Source organism: Vibrio sp. 1457 (assembly GCF_033340195.1).
GTDB classification, from domain to species: Bacteria; Pseudomonadota; Gammaproteobacteria; order Enterobacterales; family Vibrionaceae; genus Vibrio; species Vibrio alginolyticus.
The window spans coordinates 123,137-141,985 of record NZ_JAWOWA010000012.1; the positions used below are offsets into that span (position 1 = coordinate 123,137).

The 18,849-nt window shown below is 45.8% G+C and carries 19 protein-coding genes; 5 read left to right on the top strand and 14 right to left on the bottom strand.

The genetic code is table 11. The features are described from left to right. Positions 1 to 102: 102 nt before the first annotated feature. A complete protein-coding gene (gene barA / locus R7Z41_RS14335; RefSeq protein ID WP_213886902.1) occupies positions 103 to 2,901 on the top strand; it encodes a two-component sensor histidine kinase BarA in 2,799 nt (932 codons plus the stop codon). A 69-nt stretch (positions 2,902 to 2,970) separates the two neighbouring features. On the opposite strand, the gene acpS is transcribed toward barA, so the two are convergent. From acpS to rpoE, 11 genes are all read right to left on the bottom strand, one after another. Continuing rightward, positions 2,971 to 3,351 (bottom strand): holo-ACP synthase, encoded by a 381-nt coding sequence (gene acpS / locus R7Z41_RS14340; protein ID WP_005380927.1) that lies wholly within the window; start codon positions 3,349 to 3,351, stop codon positions 2,971 to 2,973. 10 nt (positions 3,352 to 3,361) lie between these two features. Then, on the bottom strand, positions 3,362 to 4,096 hold the full coding sequence (pdxJ, locus tag R7Z41_RS14345) for a pyridoxine 5'-phosphate synthase (protein WP_064354306.1): 735 nt from the start codon (positions 4,094 to 4,096) through the stop codon (positions 3,362 to 3,364). After that, positions 4,093 to 4,824, bottom strand: a complete 732-nt coding sequence (gene recO, locus R7Z41_RS14350; RefSeq protein WP_005384578.1) for a DNA repair protein RecO — start codon at positions 4,822 to 4,824, stop codon at positions 4,093 to 4,095. Before recO ends, pdxJ begins: the two co-directional genes overlap by 4 nt. Before the next feature lie 115 nt (positions 4,825 to 4,939). Further along, entirely contained in the window at positions 4,940 to 5,902 is a 963-nt protein-coding gene (gene era, locus R7Z41_RS14355) for a GTPase Era (RefSeq protein ID WP_005380931.1), read from the bottom strand. Beyond that, on the bottom strand, positions 5,895 to 6,572 hold the full coding sequence (rnc, locus tag R7Z41_RS14360) for a ribonuclease III (protein ID WP_005380932.1): 678 nt from the start codon (positions 6,570 to 6,572) through the stop codon (positions 5,895 to 5,897). The genes era and rnc overlap by 8 nt, the downstream gene beginning before the upstream one ends. 21 nt (positions 6,573 to 6,593) lie before the next feature. After that, complete coding sequence (gene lepB / locus R7Z41_RS14365; RefSeq protein ID WP_005380933.1) at positions 6,594 to 7,493, bottom strand: signal peptidase I; 900 nt, start codon at positions 7,491 to 7,493, stop codon at positions 6,594 to 6,596. A 104-nt stretch (positions 7,494 to 7,597) separates the two neighbouring features. Then, positions 7,598 to 9,391 carry a translation elongation factor 4 gene (gene lepA / locus R7Z41_RS14370; RefSeq protein ID WP_005380934.1) on the bottom strand — a complete coding sequence of 598 codons (1,794 nt, stop codon included), beginning with the start codon at positions 9,389 to 9,391 and terminating at the stop codon, positions 7,598 to 7,600. A 158-nt stretch (positions 9,392 to 9,549) separates the two neighbouring features. Beyond that, positions 9,550 to 10,020, bottom strand: a complete 471-nt coding sequence (locus tag R7Z41_RS14375; protein ID WP_005384575.1) for a SoxR reducing system RseC family protein — start codon at positions 10,018 to 10,020, stop codon at positions 9,550 to 9,552. Positions 10,021 to 10,022: 2 nt separating this feature from the next. Then, positions 10,023 to 10,982, bottom strand: coding sequence for a sigma-E factor regulatory protein RseB (gene rseB, locus R7Z41_RS14380; protein ID WP_005380941.1), 960 nt, complete (start codon positions 10,980 to 10,982; stop codon positions 10,023 to 10,025). Continuing rightward, the gene (locus R7Z41_RS14385; RefSeq protein WP_025768843.1) at positions 10,979 to 11,605 is read right to left on the bottom strand and encodes a sigma-E factor negative regulatory protein; all 627 of its coding nucleotides are present in this window, start codon (positions 11,603 to 11,605) and stop codon (positions 10,979 to 10,981) included. Before R7Z41_RS14385 ends, rseB begins: the two co-directional genes overlap by 4 nt. A gap of 26 nt (positions 11,606 to 11,631) precedes the next feature. Then, positions 11,632 to 12,210: an RNA polymerase sigma factor RpoE gene (gene rpoE / locus R7Z41_RS14390; RefSeq protein ID WP_005380946.1), complete on the bottom strand. Its 579-nt coding sequence runs from the start codon at positions 12,208 to 12,210 to the stop codon at positions 11,632 to 11,634. Positions 12,211 to 12,764: 554 nt separating this feature from the next. Between rpoE and nadB the strand changes: the two genes are divergently transcribed. Then, complete coding sequence (nadB, locus tag R7Z41_RS14395; RefSeq protein ID WP_005380947.1) at positions 12,765 to 14,378, top strand: L-aspartate oxidase; 1,614 nt, start codon at positions 12,765 to 12,767, stop codon at positions 14,376 to 14,378. Between the two features lie 22 nt (positions 14,379 to 14,400). Here the strand turns inward: nadB and R7Z41_RS14400 are convergent, their stop codons facing one another. Beyond that, positions 14,401 to 14,862: a protein YgfX gene (locus R7Z41_RS14400; RefSeq protein WP_318136375.1), complete on the bottom strand. Its 462-nt coding sequence runs from the start codon at positions 14,860 to 14,862 to the stop codon at positions 14,401 to 14,403. Continuing rightward, positions 14,831 to 15,091, bottom strand: a complete 261-nt coding sequence (locus R7Z41_RS14405; RefSeq protein ID WP_005380951.1) for a succinate dehydrogenase assembly factor 2 — start codon at positions 15,089 to 15,091, stop codon at positions 14,831 to 14,833. The genes R7Z41_RS14400 and R7Z41_RS14405 overlap by 32 nt, the downstream gene beginning before the upstream one ends. Before the next feature lie 189 nt (positions 15,092 to 15,280). Between R7Z41_RS14405 and ygfZ the strand changes: the two genes are divergently transcribed. The 3 genes from ygfZ (at position 15,281) to R7Z41_RS14420 (ending at position 17,561) form a co-directional block, all read left to right on the top strand. After that, positions 15,281 to 16,249 (top strand): tRNA-modifying protein YgfZ, encoded by a 969-nt coding sequence (gene ygfZ / locus R7Z41_RS14410; RefSeq protein ID WP_025768842.1) that lies wholly within the window; start codon positions 15,281 to 15,283, stop codon positions 16,247 to 16,249. Beyond that, positions 16,242 to 16,715: an aminoacyl-tRNA deacylase gene (locus tag R7Z41_RS14415; RefSeq protein ID WP_005384562.1), complete on the top strand. Its 474-nt coding sequence runs from the start codon at positions 16,242 to 16,244 to the stop codon at positions 16,713 to 16,715. The genes ygfZ and R7Z41_RS14415 overlap by 8 nt, the downstream gene beginning before the upstream one ends. 639 nt (positions 16,716 to 17,354) lie before the next feature. Beyond that, a complete protein-coding gene (locus R7Z41_RS14420) occupies positions 17,355 to 17,561 on the top strand; it encodes a DUF1107 domain-containing protein (RefSeq protein WP_005380970.1) in 207 nt (68 codons plus the stop codon). A gap of 65 nt (positions 17,562 to 17,626) precedes the next feature. Here the strand turns inward: R7Z41_RS14420 and R7Z41_RS14425 are convergent, their stop codons facing one another. Next, complete coding sequence (locus R7Z41_RS14425; RefSeq protein ID WP_033907445.1) at positions 17,627 to 18,835, bottom strand: FAD-dependent 2-octaprenylphenol hydroxylase; 1,209 nt, start codon at positions 18,833 to 18,835, stop codon at positions 17,627 to 17,629. Positions 18,836 to 18,849: the final 14 nt, after the last annotated feature.

Sequence of the window (18,849 nt, forward strand, 5' to 3'; positions counted from 1 at the left end):
CCGTTTATTCGGTGACGTCACTTCTTTGCTCAAGGCTTTATCGTGCGCTTGAGAAATAATGCGTTATTTTCCCATATCCAGACTCCGATGTAATTAGATAACATGACCAGATATGGCTTACGAGCACGTGTAATTACACTAACTCTCGCTCCCACTCTCATTATTGGTTTATTACTGAGCGGCTTTTTCTCATTTAACCGCTACCAAGACCTTGAGAAACAAGTTATCACCACTGGTAACAGCATTATTGAGCCGCTGGCGATTGCCAGTGAAACTCATCTACTATCAGAAAGCCGAGAGGCGGTACGTCGCTTGATAAGCTACGCGCACCGCAAAAACTCCAAACTGGTTCGTAGTATCGCGGTATTTGATGAACATCATGAGCTCTTTGTGACCTCTAACTTTCATCCTAATTTTGAAGCCTTGATGTTTCCCAAAGATAAACCGATCCCGCAACTGGGTAATTCGGAAATCTACGAAAACTCACTGATATTGCGTGTCCCCATTTTGTCAGAAGGTCACTACTTAGCGGAGTTGTCGAACGAAAGCCAAGGCACAAAAGCGATTGGTTACATCGCCGTCGAGTTAGATCTCTCCTCCTTGAGGCTGCAACAGTATCAAGAAGTCTTTTCTGCGTTTTTAGTTCTGGTTCTCGGTCTTGGCTTAGCAAGTGTGTTTGCTTCACGTCTAATGCACGATGTGACCCAACCTATCACCCACATGAAGAATGTCGTTGACCGCATTCGCCGCGGTCATCTGGATGTGCGTATCGAAGGCAAAATGCACGGTGAGTTAGACCAGCTAAAAAATGGCATCAACGCCATGGCGGTATCGTTATCAGAATATCACGTAGAGATGCAGCACAGTATAGACCAAGCCACGTCCGACTTACGTGAAACGCTTGAGCAGCTAGAAATTCAGAACGTTGAGCTGGATATCGCGAAGAAACGCGCGCAAGAAGCGGCCAGGGTTAAGTCAGAGTTCTTGGCGAACATGTCGCACGAGCTGCGTACTCCGCTCAATGGGGTGATTGGCTTTACTCGTCAAATGCTTAAAACGCAGCTTTCTAACAGCCAAACGGATTACCTACAGACGATTGAGAAGTCGGCGAACAACCTGCTGAATATCATCAATGACATTCTCGACTTCTCGAAACTTGAAGCGGGTAAGCTGGCGCTGGAAAACATTCCTTTTGATTTCCGAGAAAGTTTAGAAGAGGTAATTAACCTACAAGCCACAAGTGCACATGAGAAAGGGTTAGAAATCACCCTAAAAGTGGACCCTAAAATTCCACCGGGTTTAGTTGGGGATCCACTACGTATCCAGCAAATTTTGACGAACTTAGTCGGTAACTCAATCAAGTTTACCGAGCGAGGCAACATTGATGTTAGCGTAGAAATGCGCTCTCAATCAGGAGACTCCGTCGAACTACAATTCATGGTGCGTGATACCGGTATTGGTATCTCTGAGCGTCAGCAAGCGCAGTTGTTCCAAGCCTTTAGCCAAGCAGATGCAAGTATTTCACGTCGTTACGGCGGTACTGGCCTTGGTCTGGTCATCACTCAGAAACTGGTGAGCCAGATGGGCGGCGAAATCAGTTTAACCAGCCGTCTACACCAAGGTTCAACCTTCTGGTTTACGGTGCGCTTGCACTCAACCGAGATGCCAATGAGCGAACTGATTGAAGTGGAACTTCTGACTGGGAAGCAGTTACTGCTGATTGAACCAAACATGCAAGCCGCATCCGTAACCCAACAGATTCTGAGTCAGGAGGGTATTTTAGTAACCTACCGCTCTTCGCTACCAAACAACGAAGAACAATATGATTATGTATTGTTGAATTTAGCGGCCAACCAGACTCACGATGCGGAAGTTATTACACCTTGGATAGAACAAGCGAAACGTATGGCTCCGAGTGTTCTCCTAGGGACACCGAGTACCGAATTGGCGCTTGCGGACCAAATAATGACAGAGCATCATGTCCAGTGCCTGACGAAGCCATTGTCTCGCCGTAAGTTGCTACAAAGCCTGATTAGCGAACATGTAGAATCGCCACCGGTATTAAGCGCTCCAATTACGCCAAGCGAAGGGGACCGTTTACCTCTCACTGTACTAGCAGTGGATGACAACCCTGCAAACTTGAAGCTGATCTCTGCACTGCTCCGCGAACGAGTAGAAACCGTCACCGCCTGTAGCAATGGCCAGCAAGCGGTGAACCTGGCGACAGAGAAAAAGTACGATTTAATCTTCATGGATATTCAAATGCCACAAATGGATGGGGTGACCGCTTGTAAGCACATTAAAGAGTTGGAGCTAAATAAAGACACGCCAGTGATTGCGGTAACGGCGCATGCCATGGCAGGGGAACGAGACCGCTTGCTCTCGGCAGGAATGGATGACTACTTGACCAAACCTATTGAAGAGCATGTGCTACAACAGGTTTTGGTTCACTGGAACCCCAATGCTTGTACAGAGAGCATTGGCAAAGTCGCCCCTTCATACGTTGATGAACCTGAAGGAAGCGCACCACAATCCGTTTCTTCACCTCAGCAGGATGTGATTATTGATTGGCAAGCGGCCTTGAAACAGAGCGCGAATAAAGAGGATCTCGCCAAAGATATGCTGCGCATGTTGATTGAGTTCATCCCTGAAGTAGAGGCGGTTGTTGACCAAGCTCTAGAGCAAGAAGATATCTCTCGTGATGACCTAATTCATGTCATCCATAAGCTGCACGGCAGTAGTTCATATTGTGGCGTTCCAAGACTGAAGTCACTCTGTGCGACGCTTGAGCAAGCACTGCGCTCAGGGGTCAGTCTTGAGGAGGTTGAGCCTGAAATGTTCGAGCTGCAAGATGAAATGATTAAAGTAACAACAACCGCAAAGTTATACCTTGAACAGTGATCTATTGAAGAGAAACAAAAGCCAGAGCAAATGCTCTGGCTTTTTAGTATTTTGTTTAAGACTTACAAGCTAGGATTCAAAAATGACCGTCGCCACAGCGTAATGACGCTCATCGGAAATGGACAGGTGAATATGGTTAACACCCATCGCATCCGCTATTTGCTTGGCTGTGCCCGTCAATGCGAGTACTGGTTTTCCAAGCTCATCGTTCGAGATGGAAAAGTCGTGAAACGTGACCCCTTTTGCGATCCCTGTCCCCAATGCTTTTGAGGCAGCTTCTTTAACAGCAAAGCGCTTAGCAAGATAACGACCTTGCAGCTTAAGCTGTGAGAATTTGGCCATTTCTTCTTCTGAAAGAATCCGCTGAGCAAAAGGTTCACCACTACGAGCTAACGCTTTTTCAATACGCTCAATTTCTGCAATGTCGGTCCCTAACCCTATAATCGCCATCTAGATAGCCCTATGACTGGCGAGCCTCAATCATCAGTGCTTTCATGTCAGCAACCGCTTTATTTAAACCATCAAATACTGCGCGACCAATGATTGAGTGACCAATGTTGAGTTCGTAAATTTCTGGTAATGCAGCAATTGGTGCGACATTGTGATAAGTCAGGCCATGCCCGGCATTAACAATAATACCTAGATCATGTGCATAACTCGCACCAGCGGCAATCTTCTTCAGTTCAGCTTGTTGTTCGTCTTCTGTCGTCGCATCTGCATAATGGCCAGTATGTAGCTCAATAAACGGAGCGCCACACTTTTTCGCAGCTTCAATCTGTTGACGGTCAGCATCAATAAAGAGCGAAACTTTAATGCCTGCATCTGTCAGCTTTTTCGTCGCAGCTTTAATTTTGTCAAGCTGCCCTACTACATCTAAGCCACCTTCCGTCGTCAGTTCTTCACGCTTTTCAGGCACTAAACACACAAACTCTGGTTTAGTTTGCAGCGCAATCTCAACCATTTCGTCAGTCACTGCCATCTCTAGATTCATACGCGTTTGAATGGTTTCACGCAGAATACGTACATCACGATCCAAAATATGGCGACGGTCTTCACGTAAGTGGATAGTGATACCGTCCGCGCCTGCACGCTCTGCAATTTCAGCAGCGTGAACAGGATCTGGGTATTTTGTACCACGTGCATTACGTAGAGTGGCAATATGGTCGATATTGACGCCTAAATAAATTGAGCTCATTTTCCGTTACTCCGTGCTCTGGGGGTCTGAATGAAAAATTCACGACTTTTTAAAGGTTTGCCGCCAAGATACGGCTTTAAGGCTATACGTGTAAAGCGTTTTGCCGCTTTTAGCTGCTCTTTAGTGACGAACCGCCGCTCACTGATAGCAATCAGTTCATTCCCTAAAAACGTGAGGTTATCGCGCCTAACCGAAGCAATAAACCCTTTCTGTTCCCGGTAACGATAGGTCATTTCTGGATCGACGGGCTCGCCGGTACCTGCACAATGCAAAAAATCCACGCCATACCCCATCGCAGACAGCAAGGCTAACTCAAAACGACGCAGTGCAGGCTCAGGGTTCTCGTTGTGCGCCAACTCGGTTAACGCATGCAAATAATCATGAAATAGTGCTGGCATCGGCACTTCAGCCATCAAAATACGGCCAATCAGTTCATTGACGTACATGGCTGAGTAGAGATTAATGCCCGTTAACGGCAAACCTAGACTTATCGGCTCGGCTTGACGCAAAGTTTTCATTGAGCCTTTCCCCGACCATTTAAGTAATAGCGGGGTAAAAGGTTGCAATGCGCCTTTTAAGTTCGAACGCTTACTGCGCGCGCCTTTGGCCATTAAAGTCATTCGGCCATATTCCTCACTAAATACATCAAGGATTAAGCTCGATTCACTGTAAGGGCGTCGGTGCAATACAAAACAGCGCTGTAAACCTTCGGAAGACAGATTACTCATCTAAGTCATTGTGCCTAAAAAGTGTGAAATAAAAAATAAGGAGCCGAGCGGCTCCTTATTTTAATCGATACTGATTTTTCATCGATGTTGGAGCGAAGCACCTTCGCAGCCAAGATTATAAATCGTCTATATAACCCAACGATCGCAACGCTCGTTCGTCGTCTGCCCAGCCAGATTTCACTTTTACCCAGGTTTCTAGGTAAACCTTACGACCGAACAATTCTTCCATATCTAAACGCGCTTCGCGACCAATGGTCTTAATCTTCTCGCCGCCTTTGCCAATCACCATTTTCTTCTGGCCATTACGCTCAACAAGAATCAAGGCATTGATGTGGAAACCGTCGGTTTCTGGGTTGTAATCAAAACGTTCAATCTCAACCGTTACTGAGTATGGCAGCTCTTCACCAGTAAAGCGCATCAGCTTTTCACGCACAATCTCAGACGCCATAAAACGCTGAGAACGGTCAGTCACGTATTCTTCTGGGAAGTGATGCGTTGCTTTAGGTAAGTGATTACGCACGTGCTTACGCAGTACGTCAATGTTCTTACCTTGCTTGGCAGAGATTGGCACAACATCCACGAAGTCCATCTTCTTCGACATCTCCGCCATGTGTAGCATCACGTCGTTACGATCTTGTACGTTGTCGACTTTGTTTACACAAAGCACAACTGGGAAGTTCGATTTTTGAAGTTTGGTCAGCACCATCTCATCGTCTTTAGTCCAATGCGTACCATCGACTAAGAAGAACACAAGGTTTACATCACTCAATGACGAGTTAGCTGCACGGTTCATCAAACGGTTGATCGCACGCTTTTCTTCAATGTGAAGTCCAGGCGTGTCGACGTAAATCGCTTGGTAATCGCCGTCCGTATCCACACCCATAATACGGTGGCGTGTCGTTTGCGGCTTACGAGAGGTGATCGAAATCTTCTGACCCAAGATTTTGTTCAGAAGTGTCGACTTACCTACGTTTGGACGACCAACAATAGCAATAAAGCCACAGTGTTGGTTTTCTGGCGAGCTTGGCTCACCCTGTGATGCGAAAAACGCATCGATATCGAATTCGTTATCAGCCATTTGTTAATTGCTCAAGTGCTGTTTCAGCAGCCGCTTGTTCTGCCTTGCGGCGGCTGGTGCCTTTACCGATTACAGGCTTATCCACACCTGCTACTTCGCACTCAACCGTGAACTCTTGGTTGTGCGCTTCACCTTTAATATTAGTCACTGTGTAGACAGGCAGCGGTTTTCTTCTGCCTTGTAGGAACTCTTGTAGGCGAGTTTTCGGATCTTTCTGTGAAACGCCTGGTTTGATGGCTTCAAGGCGTGACTGATACCAACTCAGTACAATGCCTCGCACAACTTCAAGATCACTGTCTAGGTAAATTGCGCCAATAATGGCTTCAACCGCATCGGCTAAAATAGAGTCTCGGCGAAAACCGCCACTCTTCAATTCACCTGGACCTAATTTTAAATAATCTCCTAGATCGAATTCACGACCCAGTTCCGCCAATGTATGTCCGCGAACCAAAGTAGCACGCATGCGGCTCATGTCACCTTCGTTCACTTTTGGGAAACGATGGTACAGATCATCAGCGATGACAAAACTTAAAATTGAATCGCCCAGAAACTCAAGACGTTCATTGTGCTTACTGTTGGCGCTGCGGTGCGTCAGCGCCAAATTGATAAGCCCGGCATCTTGAAACTGGTAGCCGAGCTTTCTCTCTAGTTTATCAATTGGAGAATTCATACTCTCTCGATATTTGAATGGTTAGTGAATGCCACCGATGCGGTTAAAACGCACACCAGTTGGAATCCATGAAGGTAGAACACTATCTGCGCCACGATCAAACTCGAAGCTGATCCAGATCGCGACAGCTTTACCGACTAAGTTTGCTTCTGGAACAAAGCCCCAGTAACGGCTGTCAGCACTGTTGTCACGGTTATCACCCATCACAAAATACTGACCTTGTGGTACAACCCACTCTGTCGTTCCGCTGCGTGGGAAATATTGCTCCACGCGGTTACGCACAAGAGGGTTAACCAAAATATTGTGCTCAACGTTACCCAATTTTTCATCCAGTTGGATCATTGGAATACCGTTCGAGCTAAACTGACTTTCTTCAACATTGCTCAGTTTAACTGGCTTACATGCCGATTCGCCTTGGCTTTGCACGCAAAGCTGCTTATCACTTGAATAACGCACGATATCACCAGGTAAACCAACTACACGCTTAATGTAGTCCACACTTGGTTGTGGTGGGTATTTGAATACCACGATATCACCACGCTCAGGCTTACCAGTTTCCACTAGCTGAGTACGCCATACTGGGTCTTTTAGACCGTACGCGTACTTCTCAACTAAAATGAAATCGCCAACCAGCAAGGTAGGCATCATTGAGCCTGATGGGATTTGAAATGGTTCGTAGATAAAAGAACGTAATACTAAAACGAACGCGATCACAGGGAAAATAGAGACGCTATTTTCAACCCACCAAGGCTGACGCTCAACTTTTTGCAAGGTCACTGCATCCAAACCATTAGACGTCTGAGCTTGAATCTCAGCCAGTTTTTCCTGACGCTTTTTCGCGAAAACCAGCTTTTCCAATAGCCAAACCACGCCAGTTACCAAAGTCGCAATAACCAACATCAGTGAGAATGTATTCGCCATTAAATTCCCTTATCTAAAAATACGAAAGTGAAAGAGCCGAAACCCTTTCACTTATTTTAATATCTAACGTCTTAAGACCGACAAGTGTGAGACAAAGTTCAACTTTAGTCTTTACCTACGTGAAGGATGGCTAGGAACGCTTCTTGAGGCAGCTCAACGTTACCGATCTGCTTCATGCGTTTCTTACCTTCTTTCTGTTTCTTCAGAAGTTTCTTCTTACGACTTACGTCACCGCCGTAACATTTCGCGATAACGTTCTTACGCAACTGTTTTACCGTTGAACGAGCGATAATGTGGTTACCAATTGCCGCTTGGATTGCGATATCAAACATTTGGCGAGGGATGAATTCTTTCATCTTCTCTACCAACTGACGACCGCGAGTCTGAGACTGATCTTTGTGTGTGATCATCGCCAATGCATCAACAGTGTCACCGTTAAGAAGAACGTCTACACGTACCATATTCGAAGCTTCAAAACGCTGGAAGTTGTAATCCAAAGATGCGTAACCGCGTGATGTTGATTTCAGACGATCGAAGAAATCCAGTACCACTTCAGCCATTGGAATATCGTAAGTCACAGCGACTTGGTTACCGTGGTAAACCATATCAACTTGACTGCCTCGCTTTTCAACACACAGGGTGATTACGTTACCTAGGTACTCTGAAGGCACAAGGATATTACAACGCGCAATCGGTTCACGAATTTCTTCAATGTCATTGATCGCTGGTAGTTTTGCTGGGCTATCAACATACAGCAGATCGCCATCCGTCTTCTCAACTTCGTAAACTACCGTTGGTGCTGTGGTGATAAGATCCAAGTCGTATTCACGCTCTAGACGCTCTTGGATGATTTCCATGTGCAACATGCCAAGGAAACCACAACGGAAACCAAAGCCAAGTGCCGCAGAGTTTTCTGGCTCGTAGAATAGCGATGCGTCGTTAAGGCTTAGTTTGCCTAGTGCGTCACGGAAGTTCTCGTAATCGTCAGAAGATACTGGGAACAGACCTGCGTAAACCTGTGGTTTAACTTTCTTAAAGCCTGGTAGCGGTTTATCACAACCATTCTTCGCTAGAGTCAGCGTATCACCAACAGGGGCACCAAGAATGTCTTTGATACCACAAACAACCCAACCTACTTCACCAGTACGAAGGGTATCGGTATCCACTTGTTTTGGCGTAAAGATACCAAGGCGGTCCACACCCCAAACTTGGCCCGTACTCATCACTTTGATCTTATCGTTCTTCTTCAGTTCGCCGTTTTTAATACGCACTAGAGAAACAACGCCAAGGTAGTTATCAAACCATGAGTCAATGATCAGCGCTTGTAGTGGCGCATCTGGATCACCTTCCGGTGCTGGAATCGCTGACACAATGTTCTCTAGAACGTCATCAACACCGATGCCTGTCTTCGCAGAACAGCGGGTTGCTTCCATTGCATCGATACCAACGATTTCTTCAATTTCTTCCGCTACACGCTCAGGATCGGCTGCTGGTAGGTCAATCTTGTTCAAGATTGGCACAACCTCTAGATCCATTTCGATCGCGGTGTAACAGTTAGCCAGTGTTTGAGCTTCAACACCTTGACCCGCATCCACAACCAATAGCGCACCTTCACAAGCCGCTAGAGAACGTGATACTTCATATGCAAAGTCAACGTGCCCCGGAGTATCGATGAAGTTCAGCTGATACGTCTCACCGTCTTTAGCGGTGTAGTTTAGCGTCACACTCTGAGATTTGATGGTGATGCCACGCTCACGTTCAAGATCCATAGAATCCAGAACCTGTGCGGCCATTTCACGATCGGTTAACCCGCCACAAACTTGGATTAGACGGTCTGATAGGGTCGACTTACCATGGTCGATGTGGGCGATAATCGAAAAGTTACGAATGTGCTTCATAGATTTAGGGTGACTAACTCTTTACAAATAGGGACAGTAAGAAACGCCATCTACTGACGGCATTTCAATCAAGTTGGCAGATTCTACCGAATTTCGTTAACGGGCGCACGTAATTTAAAGTACATACCCAAATAACCTTTAGTGGAGGGGGACAGCACTTACTGGATTGGCTCTCCAAGTACCCGAACGAGGGTAACTTGGCGCTTGGATTCATCTTCTAACGGACGAGAAACACGTTTTGCGATCCACATTCCACCAGCGGCAAACAATACCGATGCCAATATGATGATGCCTTCCCCGCCGGCTGTCAGCGGCGCTAATAGGAAGTGACCAAACATCGCACCGATAATCAAACCAAACAATGGCAGTAAATAAACCGCCATTGCTGATTTTATTAGGCTCGACTCAGGAAAACCAATCTCGACGACTTGACCTATTTTCACCGATTTATCCGTGCGCAGGTGCCAAGATAAACTCTTGTTACCAATGGCTTTAGTAACAACGCCCGTTCCACAGCTTTTCTGTGAAGAGCAACTACTGCAACTGGTCTGCTGTTCGCAACTTAAATCAATTTCGTATTGCTTGCCGCGACGATGCACGTCTGTCACGGTAGCCAACGCGGTCATCATTGTTATTTACTCTTTGTTACATTAAATGTGACTGATTGGGCGATACGCTGTGCTGTGGTCGGTGGAATGTCTCCTACAACAGAGATTTCATGTTGACCGCTCACAAAACTGTGTAGCGTTCTTCTGCCTTGGCGAACCAACTGCCCTTTTAACGAATGCTCATCCTTGTTTGCTACGTAAACAGAGAAGCTAAACAGACCATCAGAATACAGCTGGCTCTCCACCATTTGGTTAGTAACGGCCATACGATAGCGGTTGAGCTCGTTCGGCTCGAAACCCTCAGGGATCCAACCAACCTGCCAATTACTGGTCCCAATATCGCCTTTTGGCATGGTGAGAACAGCAGGTAATTGAACATCTTGCAGGCCACTCATTAACTCTGCGATTTTTGGGTTTACCGTGTAAGAAATAGTGCGATATTGTTCAAGCATTTCACCATCGCGGTCCACAAGGTCGGCACGCAACGGCAATTTACTCTTTTCATCGATCCATAGTACGTATGAATAGCGCAGACCGTCTTTAGGAACAATACGCAGCACTTGTGTTGCCACACCAGCTTCACGAGCTCTACCCACTTTTACATAGTCGTAATACAAGTTTAGCTCATCGATATTGGTGTTGAGCATAGGCATAGTCGGAGCGACCATTTTACCTGACTCGATGGTGAACGGTTCTAAACCCGTTTCGATATAACTTACTTCAGTTCCGCGACGAATCACTTCACGCACAGGGCCACTTAAGTAGACAAGATGAGCATATTGATCGTCACCATGCGTGGCATGACGATACAGCAACGGCTCAATGCTGTTCTTTTTGATAAGGATATAAGAGAGTTCGTAACTTAAATTCTTACTCGCCTCGCTCATTTGATGCAATAAAGCCTCCGCTGGCTTATCACCAGCAAAGGCTTGAGAAGACATCATACTGAACAGAGCGCAAGCGCTGATCAGAAATTTTTTCATTCAATATCCGGATTCAGATTTGCATCTTGTTGAGATGCATCACTGTTAATTCGTAACTGCAATTCGTAGTCTCGCAGCATAGCATGAACACGCTTGCGCTGCTCTTGCATATTTGCCTCGCCTACAGAACGTTCTACAGACTCACGAGTCAAACTCACTGGTTCTGCGCTGCCAGCAAACGGAACCGTCTGCAATACAGGTAATTGATCTGCTTGCGGCGACATTGAATCGCTACCACCGTACTGCTGTACACCTAAAATAACAACAAGCGATACACATGCAGCAACAGCAACTTGACCAAACTGCGTCAACCAACCTGGCAACTGACGTTTTGCTTTTTGCGGTTCTGGTTGCGACTCTTTTGGCGTATCCGCAATTGAGATAACATTTGCACTGTGCGAATCAAACGCACGGTGTGCAGGTTCATCTTCTAACGCTAACGCCACGCTTTCAGCAATATTCCACTCAGGTTTTGCTGGCGCTTCGCCTCGCATCACATCACCAATCAGGTGATAGTTCTGCCAAGCATCACGGCTCTCTTGGTCTTGCTCTAACTCTTGAATTAAAGCCTTATCGACCAATTCTCCATCCATGAGAGCTGAAAGTTTTTCTTTGTCAGCCATTATTTTCACCATAGTTATTACTTGTACTAGCGTTGCAAAAGAGGTCTGATTTTCTTTTCCACCGCCTCACGAGCACGGAAGATACGCGATCGTACCGTTCCTACCGGGCAATCCATCACTTCTGCAATTTCTTCATAACTCAAGCCGTCGAGCTCTCGTAATGTCATTGCGGTTTTTAAATCTTCAGGTAAAGCTTCGATTGCACTGAACACCACCCGTTGCAATTCTTTGGACAACGTTAAGTTCTCAGGGTTCGATATTTCTTTAAGTGCACTACCTGTTTCGTAAAATTCAGCATCTTCAGCATCGACATCTGTCGCTGGAGGTCTACGCCCTTGAGCAACAATGTGATTTTTCGCAGTATTCACTGCAATGCGATACAGCCACGTATAAAACGCACTTTCCCCACGAAAGCTAGGGATAGCTCGGTAAGCTTTAATAAACGCTTCTTGTGCTACATCTGGTACATCGCCAGGATTACTAACGTATCTGGAAATAAGATTACATACCTTATTCTGGTACTTTGTTACCAACAGGTTGAATGCTTGCTTATCGCCATTCTGAACTCGCTCAATCAATACTTGATCGGTCAGCTGCTCGTTCATTCGAGCGGATACTCCTATTTGTTATGCCCCTACTCTTCTCAGATATGGGTACTAATTATGCAAAACGTAGTATTGACACCACTGCTTACTTGAGCACTATTGTGACCCTAACGTGAATGAGAAAGTTCCATGGTTTCTCAAGTTTTTTGTCATTGTTTTTTCACAGTGTGATGTCTGTACCCAAATGACCACCGCTGCCTGACTTTAGTCTAAGTTTGACAAGCGAGCATCTTGGAGGGAAATGGGTATAATGAATGATCTCTGTCCCAGATTGTGCTGGGTCGAGCATGGAAAAGCAATGGCATTGACAAACTATTACTTTTCATTTGCATGGCTAATGGCTATCTGAACACCGCGTTACAAATTATAACTTAGGAAGCATGCTCATGCTCTGCATGAAAAAGAAGAGTGGCTCAGTCACCGCCGTAACACGGACGTCGATAGGTCTCCCAACTTAGCCCTTAGCGACAGATGTCGCGATAATGGAATGCACATGGTGTGCAAATAATACACAAGGTAACTTTGTTACCTTAGCTTGGGATTATAAAAGTTATATGAACACAAATCGTGAACATGAGTGTGATGTATTAGTGGTAGGGAGTGGCGCGGCAGGTTTGTCGTTGGCTTTGCGCGTTGCTAACCACTGTAAGGTGATGGTGCTGAGTAAAGGACCACGCAGCGAAGGGGCGACCTACTATGCTCAAGGCGGTATCGCTGCCGTATTTGATGAGTCAGACACCATTGATTCACACGTTGAAGACACGCAAATCGCCGGGGATGGTATTTGCGATGAGGAGACCGTAAGGTTCATTGCTGAGCATTCAAAAGAGTGTGTACAGTGGTTGATTGACGGTGGTGTCCCATTTGATCGTGAAGAAGATGACTCTGACGATGAACCTCGCTACCACTTAACTCGTGAAGGTGGTCATAGCCGTCGTCGTATTCTTCACGCGGCAGATGCGACAGGTATGGCGATGCAAACCTCCCTGCAAGATAACGCTCATAATCATCCAAACATTCATGTTCTCGAACGTCATAATGCTCTGGACTTAATCACCGAAGACAAAATTGGCGGTGATAAAAACAAAGTTATCGGTGCTTATATTTGGAACCGCAACGAAGAGCATGTCGAAACCGTGCGAGCCAAATTTGTGGTTCTCGCTACAGGTGGTGCTTCAAAGGTTTATCAATACACCTCTAACCCAGATGTGTCGTCTGGTGATGGTATTGCGATTGCTTGGCGTGCAGGGTGTCGTGTGGCTAATATGGAATTTAACCAGTTCCATCCGACGTGTTTATATCACCCAGAAGCACGTAACTTCTTGCTAACTGAAGCGTTACGTGGCGAAGGTGCTTACCTGCGTCGTCCAGATGGTTCTCGCTTTATGCCAGATTTCGATGAACGTAAAGAGCTTGCTCCGCGTGACGTCGTGGCTCGTGCTATCGACTTCGAAATGAAGCGTTTAGGCGCCGACTGTATGTATCTCGACATCAGTCATAAGCCTGCTGACTTTATTACGAAACACTTCCCAACCATTTATTCACGTTTGATGGACTTGGGCATTGACATGACTAAAGAGCCAATCCCAATCGTACCTGCTGCACACTACACTTGTGGCGGTGTCATGGTGGATAGAAATGGCTGCACCGATCTGAAAAATTTGTATGCGATTGGTGAAGTTAGCTACACCGGGCTGCATGGTGCTAACCGCATGGCATCAAACTCACTTCTCGAATGCGTGGTTTATGCTTGGTCTGCGGCAAAAGATATTCTAAAACATCACACTAACGTTGAGCTACCCTCACAGGTGCCATGTTGGGATGAAAGCAAAGTAACCAATAGTGATGAAGAAGTGATCATTCAGCACAACTGGCACGAGCTTCGTCTGTTTATGTGGGACTACATGGGCATTGTGCGAACTGACAAGCGTTTAGAGCGCGCCTTACGCCGTATCCAACTATTGCAACAAGAAACACACGAGTACTACAGCAATTTCCGCGTGTCGAACAACTTATTAGAACTGCGTAACCTTTTACAAGTAGCAGAGTTGATGGTTCGTTGTGCGATGCAGCGTAAAGAGAGTCGAGGTTTGCACTACACGCTTGACTATCCGAACCAACTGGAAAACAGCGGCCCAACGATTTTGGTTCCAGCTAAACAGCTTTAACTTTACCAAGTAAACTATTACATCAGCAGGGAGCATTAGCTCCCTGTTTCATTTCCCATTGGCGTAATACCAAAGATAGTTGACGATACTGCTCATCGTCACAGCTATCACGCCAAATCGTAACACTACGGCCAGATTGCAATTGGAATGTTATCTTGAATGGTGATGCCGATGTATCGACTCGCTGTAAATGACCCTTTTCGGACTCAATATCTTCCGAGCATTCGCCATACTCAAGGGCATCAAACCTAACCGAGCCATCGCAGTGCACATACCAATGCCCATGACTTGTAGGTTGAACAAGGCCTTGGTTTGAGAAAGCCTTCACAGTCAGTAATAACAAATAAGTCGATAATACGATCGGAATGCTAGAGAAGATAACAGCCCAAGTCATCAATAAGAAAAGTACAACATTGAAGACTCGGGCAGTCAGAGAGGGAGAAGCAGTAAAATTAACGAACTTTGCTGAGGTTATGGGCGACAATTTTATCAACCATTGCTGCATGACCTAAATTTTCGCTACGGCCATGCCCCATTACCCAAGTAAACAGATCAGGATCATCGCATTCAAGTAAAGAAACAAAGTCACGCTGCTCTTGTTCACTCAGAGTATCAAAGCACTCTTCAAAAAACGGCATAATTACTACGTCAAGCTCAAGCATGCCTCGACGACAAGCCCATTTAATACGCGCTTTTTCTTCCGGAGTGTACATTCACTATTCCTTCATAGATGTCTTGTTGTTAGTGCGGAGTGTAACAAGGGATGTGCTACGTCACTAGTGTGCGGGTCACAATACGATAGTGAAAGCAGACAAATGTTGATTCGTAAATCGCTCCCCTAGTATCTCAAGGTTATTTGGGTATAACATAGCGGAAAAATATCTTCAAAAGGCATTGTAATTATGGAATGGCAAACTCGTTTTTCAGCATTACCTCTCTCAACTCAAGACGCACTTCCAGAGTTATCTATCTCACTGCTGGATAACTTCGGCATGATCACCATGATCGGTGACGATAAAAAATCATACTTACAAGGTCAGGTTACCTGCGATGTTGTTTCTTTAGAACAAGACCAATCAACACTGGGCGCACATTGTGATGCGAAAGGCAAAGTGTGGAGCGTGTTCCGCCTTTTCCATCATCATGATGGCTACGGCATGATCCAACCAAAATCGGCGATTGACGTAGAACTTAGTGAAATAAAGAAATACGCCATTTTCTCTAAAGTAACGATTGAAGCTTCTGATGACGTTATCTTAGGTGTCGCTGGCGTCAAAGCCGATGAATTCATTTCAACAATGAGCAAGACAACTGGCAGCGTTCGCCCAGTTGACGGTGGCACAGCAGTGCAAGTTGCACAAGATCGCTGGTTACTGATATTAAGTGCGCCAGAAGCACAGCAAATCGTTGAAACTACCGACGCTGTCTTTACGACAAATGAGCTTTGGAATCGTTTCGATATTGAGGCAGGTTTACCATTTGTCTCTGCATCCGCGCAGAATGCTCACATTCCACAAGCACTTAACGTGCAAGCTTTAGGAGGCATAAGCTTCACAAAGGGCTGCTACACGGGACAAGAAACGGTAGCACGAGCGAAGTATCGCGGTACCAATAAACGTGCGATGTATATCGTAAAAGGTGCAACTTCTGCTCCATTCAGTGACGAACCAATTGAGCTCGAACGCAGCGTAGGTGAAAACTGGCGTTCAGTAGGTGCTTTATTAAATCACTACCAGTTCAGTGACAATCACGCGATTGGCCTGATCGTGCTGCCTAATAATCTCGATGAGGACACTCGTCTTCGTTTAGTTGCGCAACCAGAATGTGAATGGACAATCGAATCACTGCCTTACAGTCTTGATGATGAGTAATACAATCAATACTCCTTTGATGCAATTTCTCACAGACCAACACATTCCGTTTCGTCTGTTACCGCATCAAAGACCAGCAACGACCATTGAGGATGCCGCGCACCAACGCGGCATTCGCCCCTCTCAAATGGTGAAAGCAATCTTGCTACGAGACATGGGTAATCAATATGCACTCGCCTGTGCACCTGGTGATCGTAGCGTTGATCCCAAAAAAGTGCGCTCGTTACTGAAATGTCGCCGGATGACTTGTGTTGATCAAGCCGACGTTGAGTCCATCACTGGTTACAAAATTGGTACTGTCACTCCTCTGTTACTCAAACGTCATATGCCAATCGTGTTCGACCCTAGCTTACTAGAAGAACAGGAAGTCACGATCAGCAGTGGCGATCGAATGGCTGGGCTGGCGCTTTCTATTCAAGATCTTATCCAATTGTGCCAGCCGACCGTAGCTGAGATCTGTCGTTAATCGTCTAAAAACAATGTAATGACACGTAGTGTTTCTATCACTGCGTGATCTCGCTCATATCTACAAAAATAGACATGAGAATTTTTAATCACATATAAAACATAAATAGTCACAAAGATAAAACTCGTATATGCTGAATTTGTTGGTTAAGTTTCAAACAAGCACTTAACCGATATAAAGTGAGTCAGCTAGCTGAGTGACAGCATTCATGCAGTTAGTTATCCACTTTTGTGTAATGCATCTGTGACTATTCGCCCGCTGAAGCGGGCTTTTTTTTACGTGGAACTTTTTCTCTTTCATTTCCTCTAATCGTTAGAACGTAAAGTGTGTTACGCGAAGCACGACCTTAATAGAAACAACTAGCAAACAACCGTTTTCGTTCTATTCTTAATTCTGTAACAAAACTATTGCTTAATGCGTCACGTAAAAAGGAGTGTATTGGCGTAAGGGTTCCTTTAGAGAGGTTATTTTTGGGGTAATCCTCACGCTATTTAAGAGATGACACTGTCAAATTGTCTAAGACAACACAATTCTCTGACGCAACACCCTACATCTGTATTTAATACTATTGCTGTCACAATAATTTTCGCGTCCAGAACGTAGAATACCTAGGCTAGGTTAGATAAAAGGAAAGTAAATATGAGACTGTTTAAGCGCTATACACCAAGTATGATTGCTAAACATATAAGTCGTCTTTTTAAAGGAAGAATTTATATTTACGGGGTCGGTAGATTCGAGTTTGATAACGGTAAGTTAATACTGCCGGAGAAAGCAGAGCAACGCCATTTCCGAGCGGTCAAAGAGATCAATCAAGAAATAATGAAACTCCGATGCGCATATGCTTAGCAAAATGTTGATAAAACAAAGGCTGGATTAACCAGCCTTTTGTGTATTTGAAGTTCGCTTTGCACTTACTGACGCGCCAGATCCGGCAAGTGTCCCTTTAAACCAAGCGCGCGCTTCATGATCTCATCTTTCGCTCCCGGCAGTTGCCCCGCTAAACTCAAGCCAATGCCACGAACAAGCTTTTTAGCAGGGTTCTCGCCAGAGAACAAATCTCGAAACCCTTGCATAGTAGCGATCATCTTTGCCGCTTCCGCTTTTCGCCAACGCTCGTAGCTTCTTAGGTTGCGTTTACTGCCGATATCTTGACCCTGCTTCCAAAGTGCTAATACTTCTTGAGCAAGACTGGCCGCATCTAATAAACCTAAATTCACACCCTGCCCCGCTAATGGATGAATGGTATGAGCTGCATCACCAACCAGCGCGACTCGCTCGACAACAAAATCTCGCGCATAGCGCATTTTCAAAGGAAACGCAGCACGCTCTCCCACTACTTCACATAGACCAAGTCGAGCATCAAACTCACTCGTCAACGCTTTATTGAAATCATGTTCACTCATTGCCACTAACTGCTCTGCTCGATTTGGCTCCGTGGACCAAACAATAGAGCACATATCTGGTTGCGACATTGGCAAAAATGCCAACGGTCCGTGAGGAGTAAATATCTGGCGCGCAATGCTGTTGTGTGGCATAGCAGTTTTGACATTCGCGACCAAAGCATGATGACCATAGTCCCAATGCGTTAATGGAATATCCATTTGATGGCGAAGCCACGAATTCGCCCCATCGGCTCCGACCACTAATTTAGCGGTCATGGCTTGGCCATTATCGAGCGTCAGCCAGCTTTCTTGCTCACCGACCGCGAGAGTCGCGCAACGTGCAGGCATAAACATCGTGACGTTATCGAGCTTTTGGACTTGTTCAAGCAGTGCAAGTTGAATCACACGATTCTCAACAATATGCCCTAAATCAGGTTGTGCCATACTTTGTGCATTAAATTCAATGCTGGCAAAGCTATCTTGTTCCCATACTTCCATGCCATGGTAAGGCGAAGCTCGGCGCTGTTCTATGCCCTGCCAAGCACCAAGTTTACGCAAAATCGTCTCACTAGAGCGGCTCAGCGCAGACACACGAACATCGGGCAATTCTTTCAACGAATCATCTGGCACTTTACCTTCAATAACGGCGACACGCAGATCACTGTCTTTGAACGCGGCAGCAAGTGCCAACCCAACCATCCCTCCGCCGATGATGGCGATATCTACACTTTGCATCATTGCTTTTTATTACC

Bases quoted from the DNA above. Each gene is read 5' to 3' on its own strand.
- barA (WP_213886902.1), top strand. From the start codon at position 103: ATGACCAGATATGGCTTACGAGCACGTGTAATTACACTAACTCTCGCT.
- acpS (WP_005380927.1), bottom strand. From the start codon at position 3,351: ATGGCGATTATAGGGTTAGGGACCGACATTGCAGAAATTGAGCGTATT.
- pdxJ (WP_064354306.1), bottom strand. From the start codon at position 4,096: ATGAGCTCAATTTATTTAGGCGTCAATATCGACCATATTGCCACTCTA.
- recO (WP_005384578.1), bottom strand. From the start codon at position 4,824: ATGAGTAATCTGTCTTCCGAAGGTTTACAGCGCTGTTTTGTATTGCAC.
- era (WP_005380931.1), bottom strand. From the start codon at position 5,902: ATGGCTGATAACGAATTCGATATCGATGCGTTTTTCGCATCACAGGGT.
- rnc (WP_005380932.1), bottom strand. From the start codon at position 6,572: ATGAATTCTCCAATTGATAAACTAGAGAGAAAGCTCGGCTACCAGTTT.
- lepB (WP_005380933.1), bottom strand. From the start codon at position 7,493: ATGGCGAATACATTCTCACTGATGTTGGTTATTGCGACTTTGGTAACT.
- lepA (WP_005380934.1), bottom strand. From the start codon at position 9,391: ATGAAGCACATTCGTAACTTTTCGATTATCGCCCACATCGACCATGGT.
- R7Z41_RS14375 (WP_005384575.1), bottom strand. From the start codon at position 10,020: ATGATGACCGCGTTGGCTACCGTGACAGACGTGCATCGTCGCGGCAAG.
- rseB (WP_005380941.1), bottom strand. From the start codon at position 10,982: ATGAAAAAATTTCTGATCAGCGCTTGCGCTCTGTTCAGTATGATGTCT.
- R7Z41_RS14385 (WP_025768843.1), bottom strand. From the start codon at position 11,605: ATGGCTGACAAAGAAAAACTTTCAGCTCTCATGGATGGAGAATTGGTC.
- rpoE (WP_005380946.1), bottom strand. From the start codon at position 12,210: ATGAACGAGCAGCTGACCGATCAAGTATTGATTGAGCGAGTTCAGAAT.
- nadB (WP_005380947.1), top strand. From the start codon at position 12,765: ATGAACACAAATCGTGAACATGAGTGTGATGTATTAGTGGTAGGGAGT.
- R7Z41_RS14405 (WP_005380951.1), bottom strand. From the start codon at position 15,091: ATGTACACTCCGGAAGAAAAAGCGCGTATTAAATGGGCTTGTCGTCGA.
- ygfZ (WP_025768842.1), top strand. From the start codon at position 15,281: ATGGAATGGCAAACTCGTTTTTCAGCATTACCTCTCTCAACTCAAGAC.
- R7Z41_RS14415 (WP_005384562.1), top strand. From the start codon at position 16,242: ATGAGTAATACAATCAATACTCCTTTGATGCAATTTCTCACAGACCAA.
- R7Z41_RS14420 (WP_005380970.1), top strand. From the start codon at position 17,355: ATGAGACTGTTTAAGCGCTATACACCAAGTATGATTGCTAAACATATA.
- R7Z41_RS14425 (WP_033907445.1), bottom strand. From the start codon at position 18,835: ATGATGCAAAGTGTAGATATCGCCATCATCGGCGGAGGGATGGTTGGG.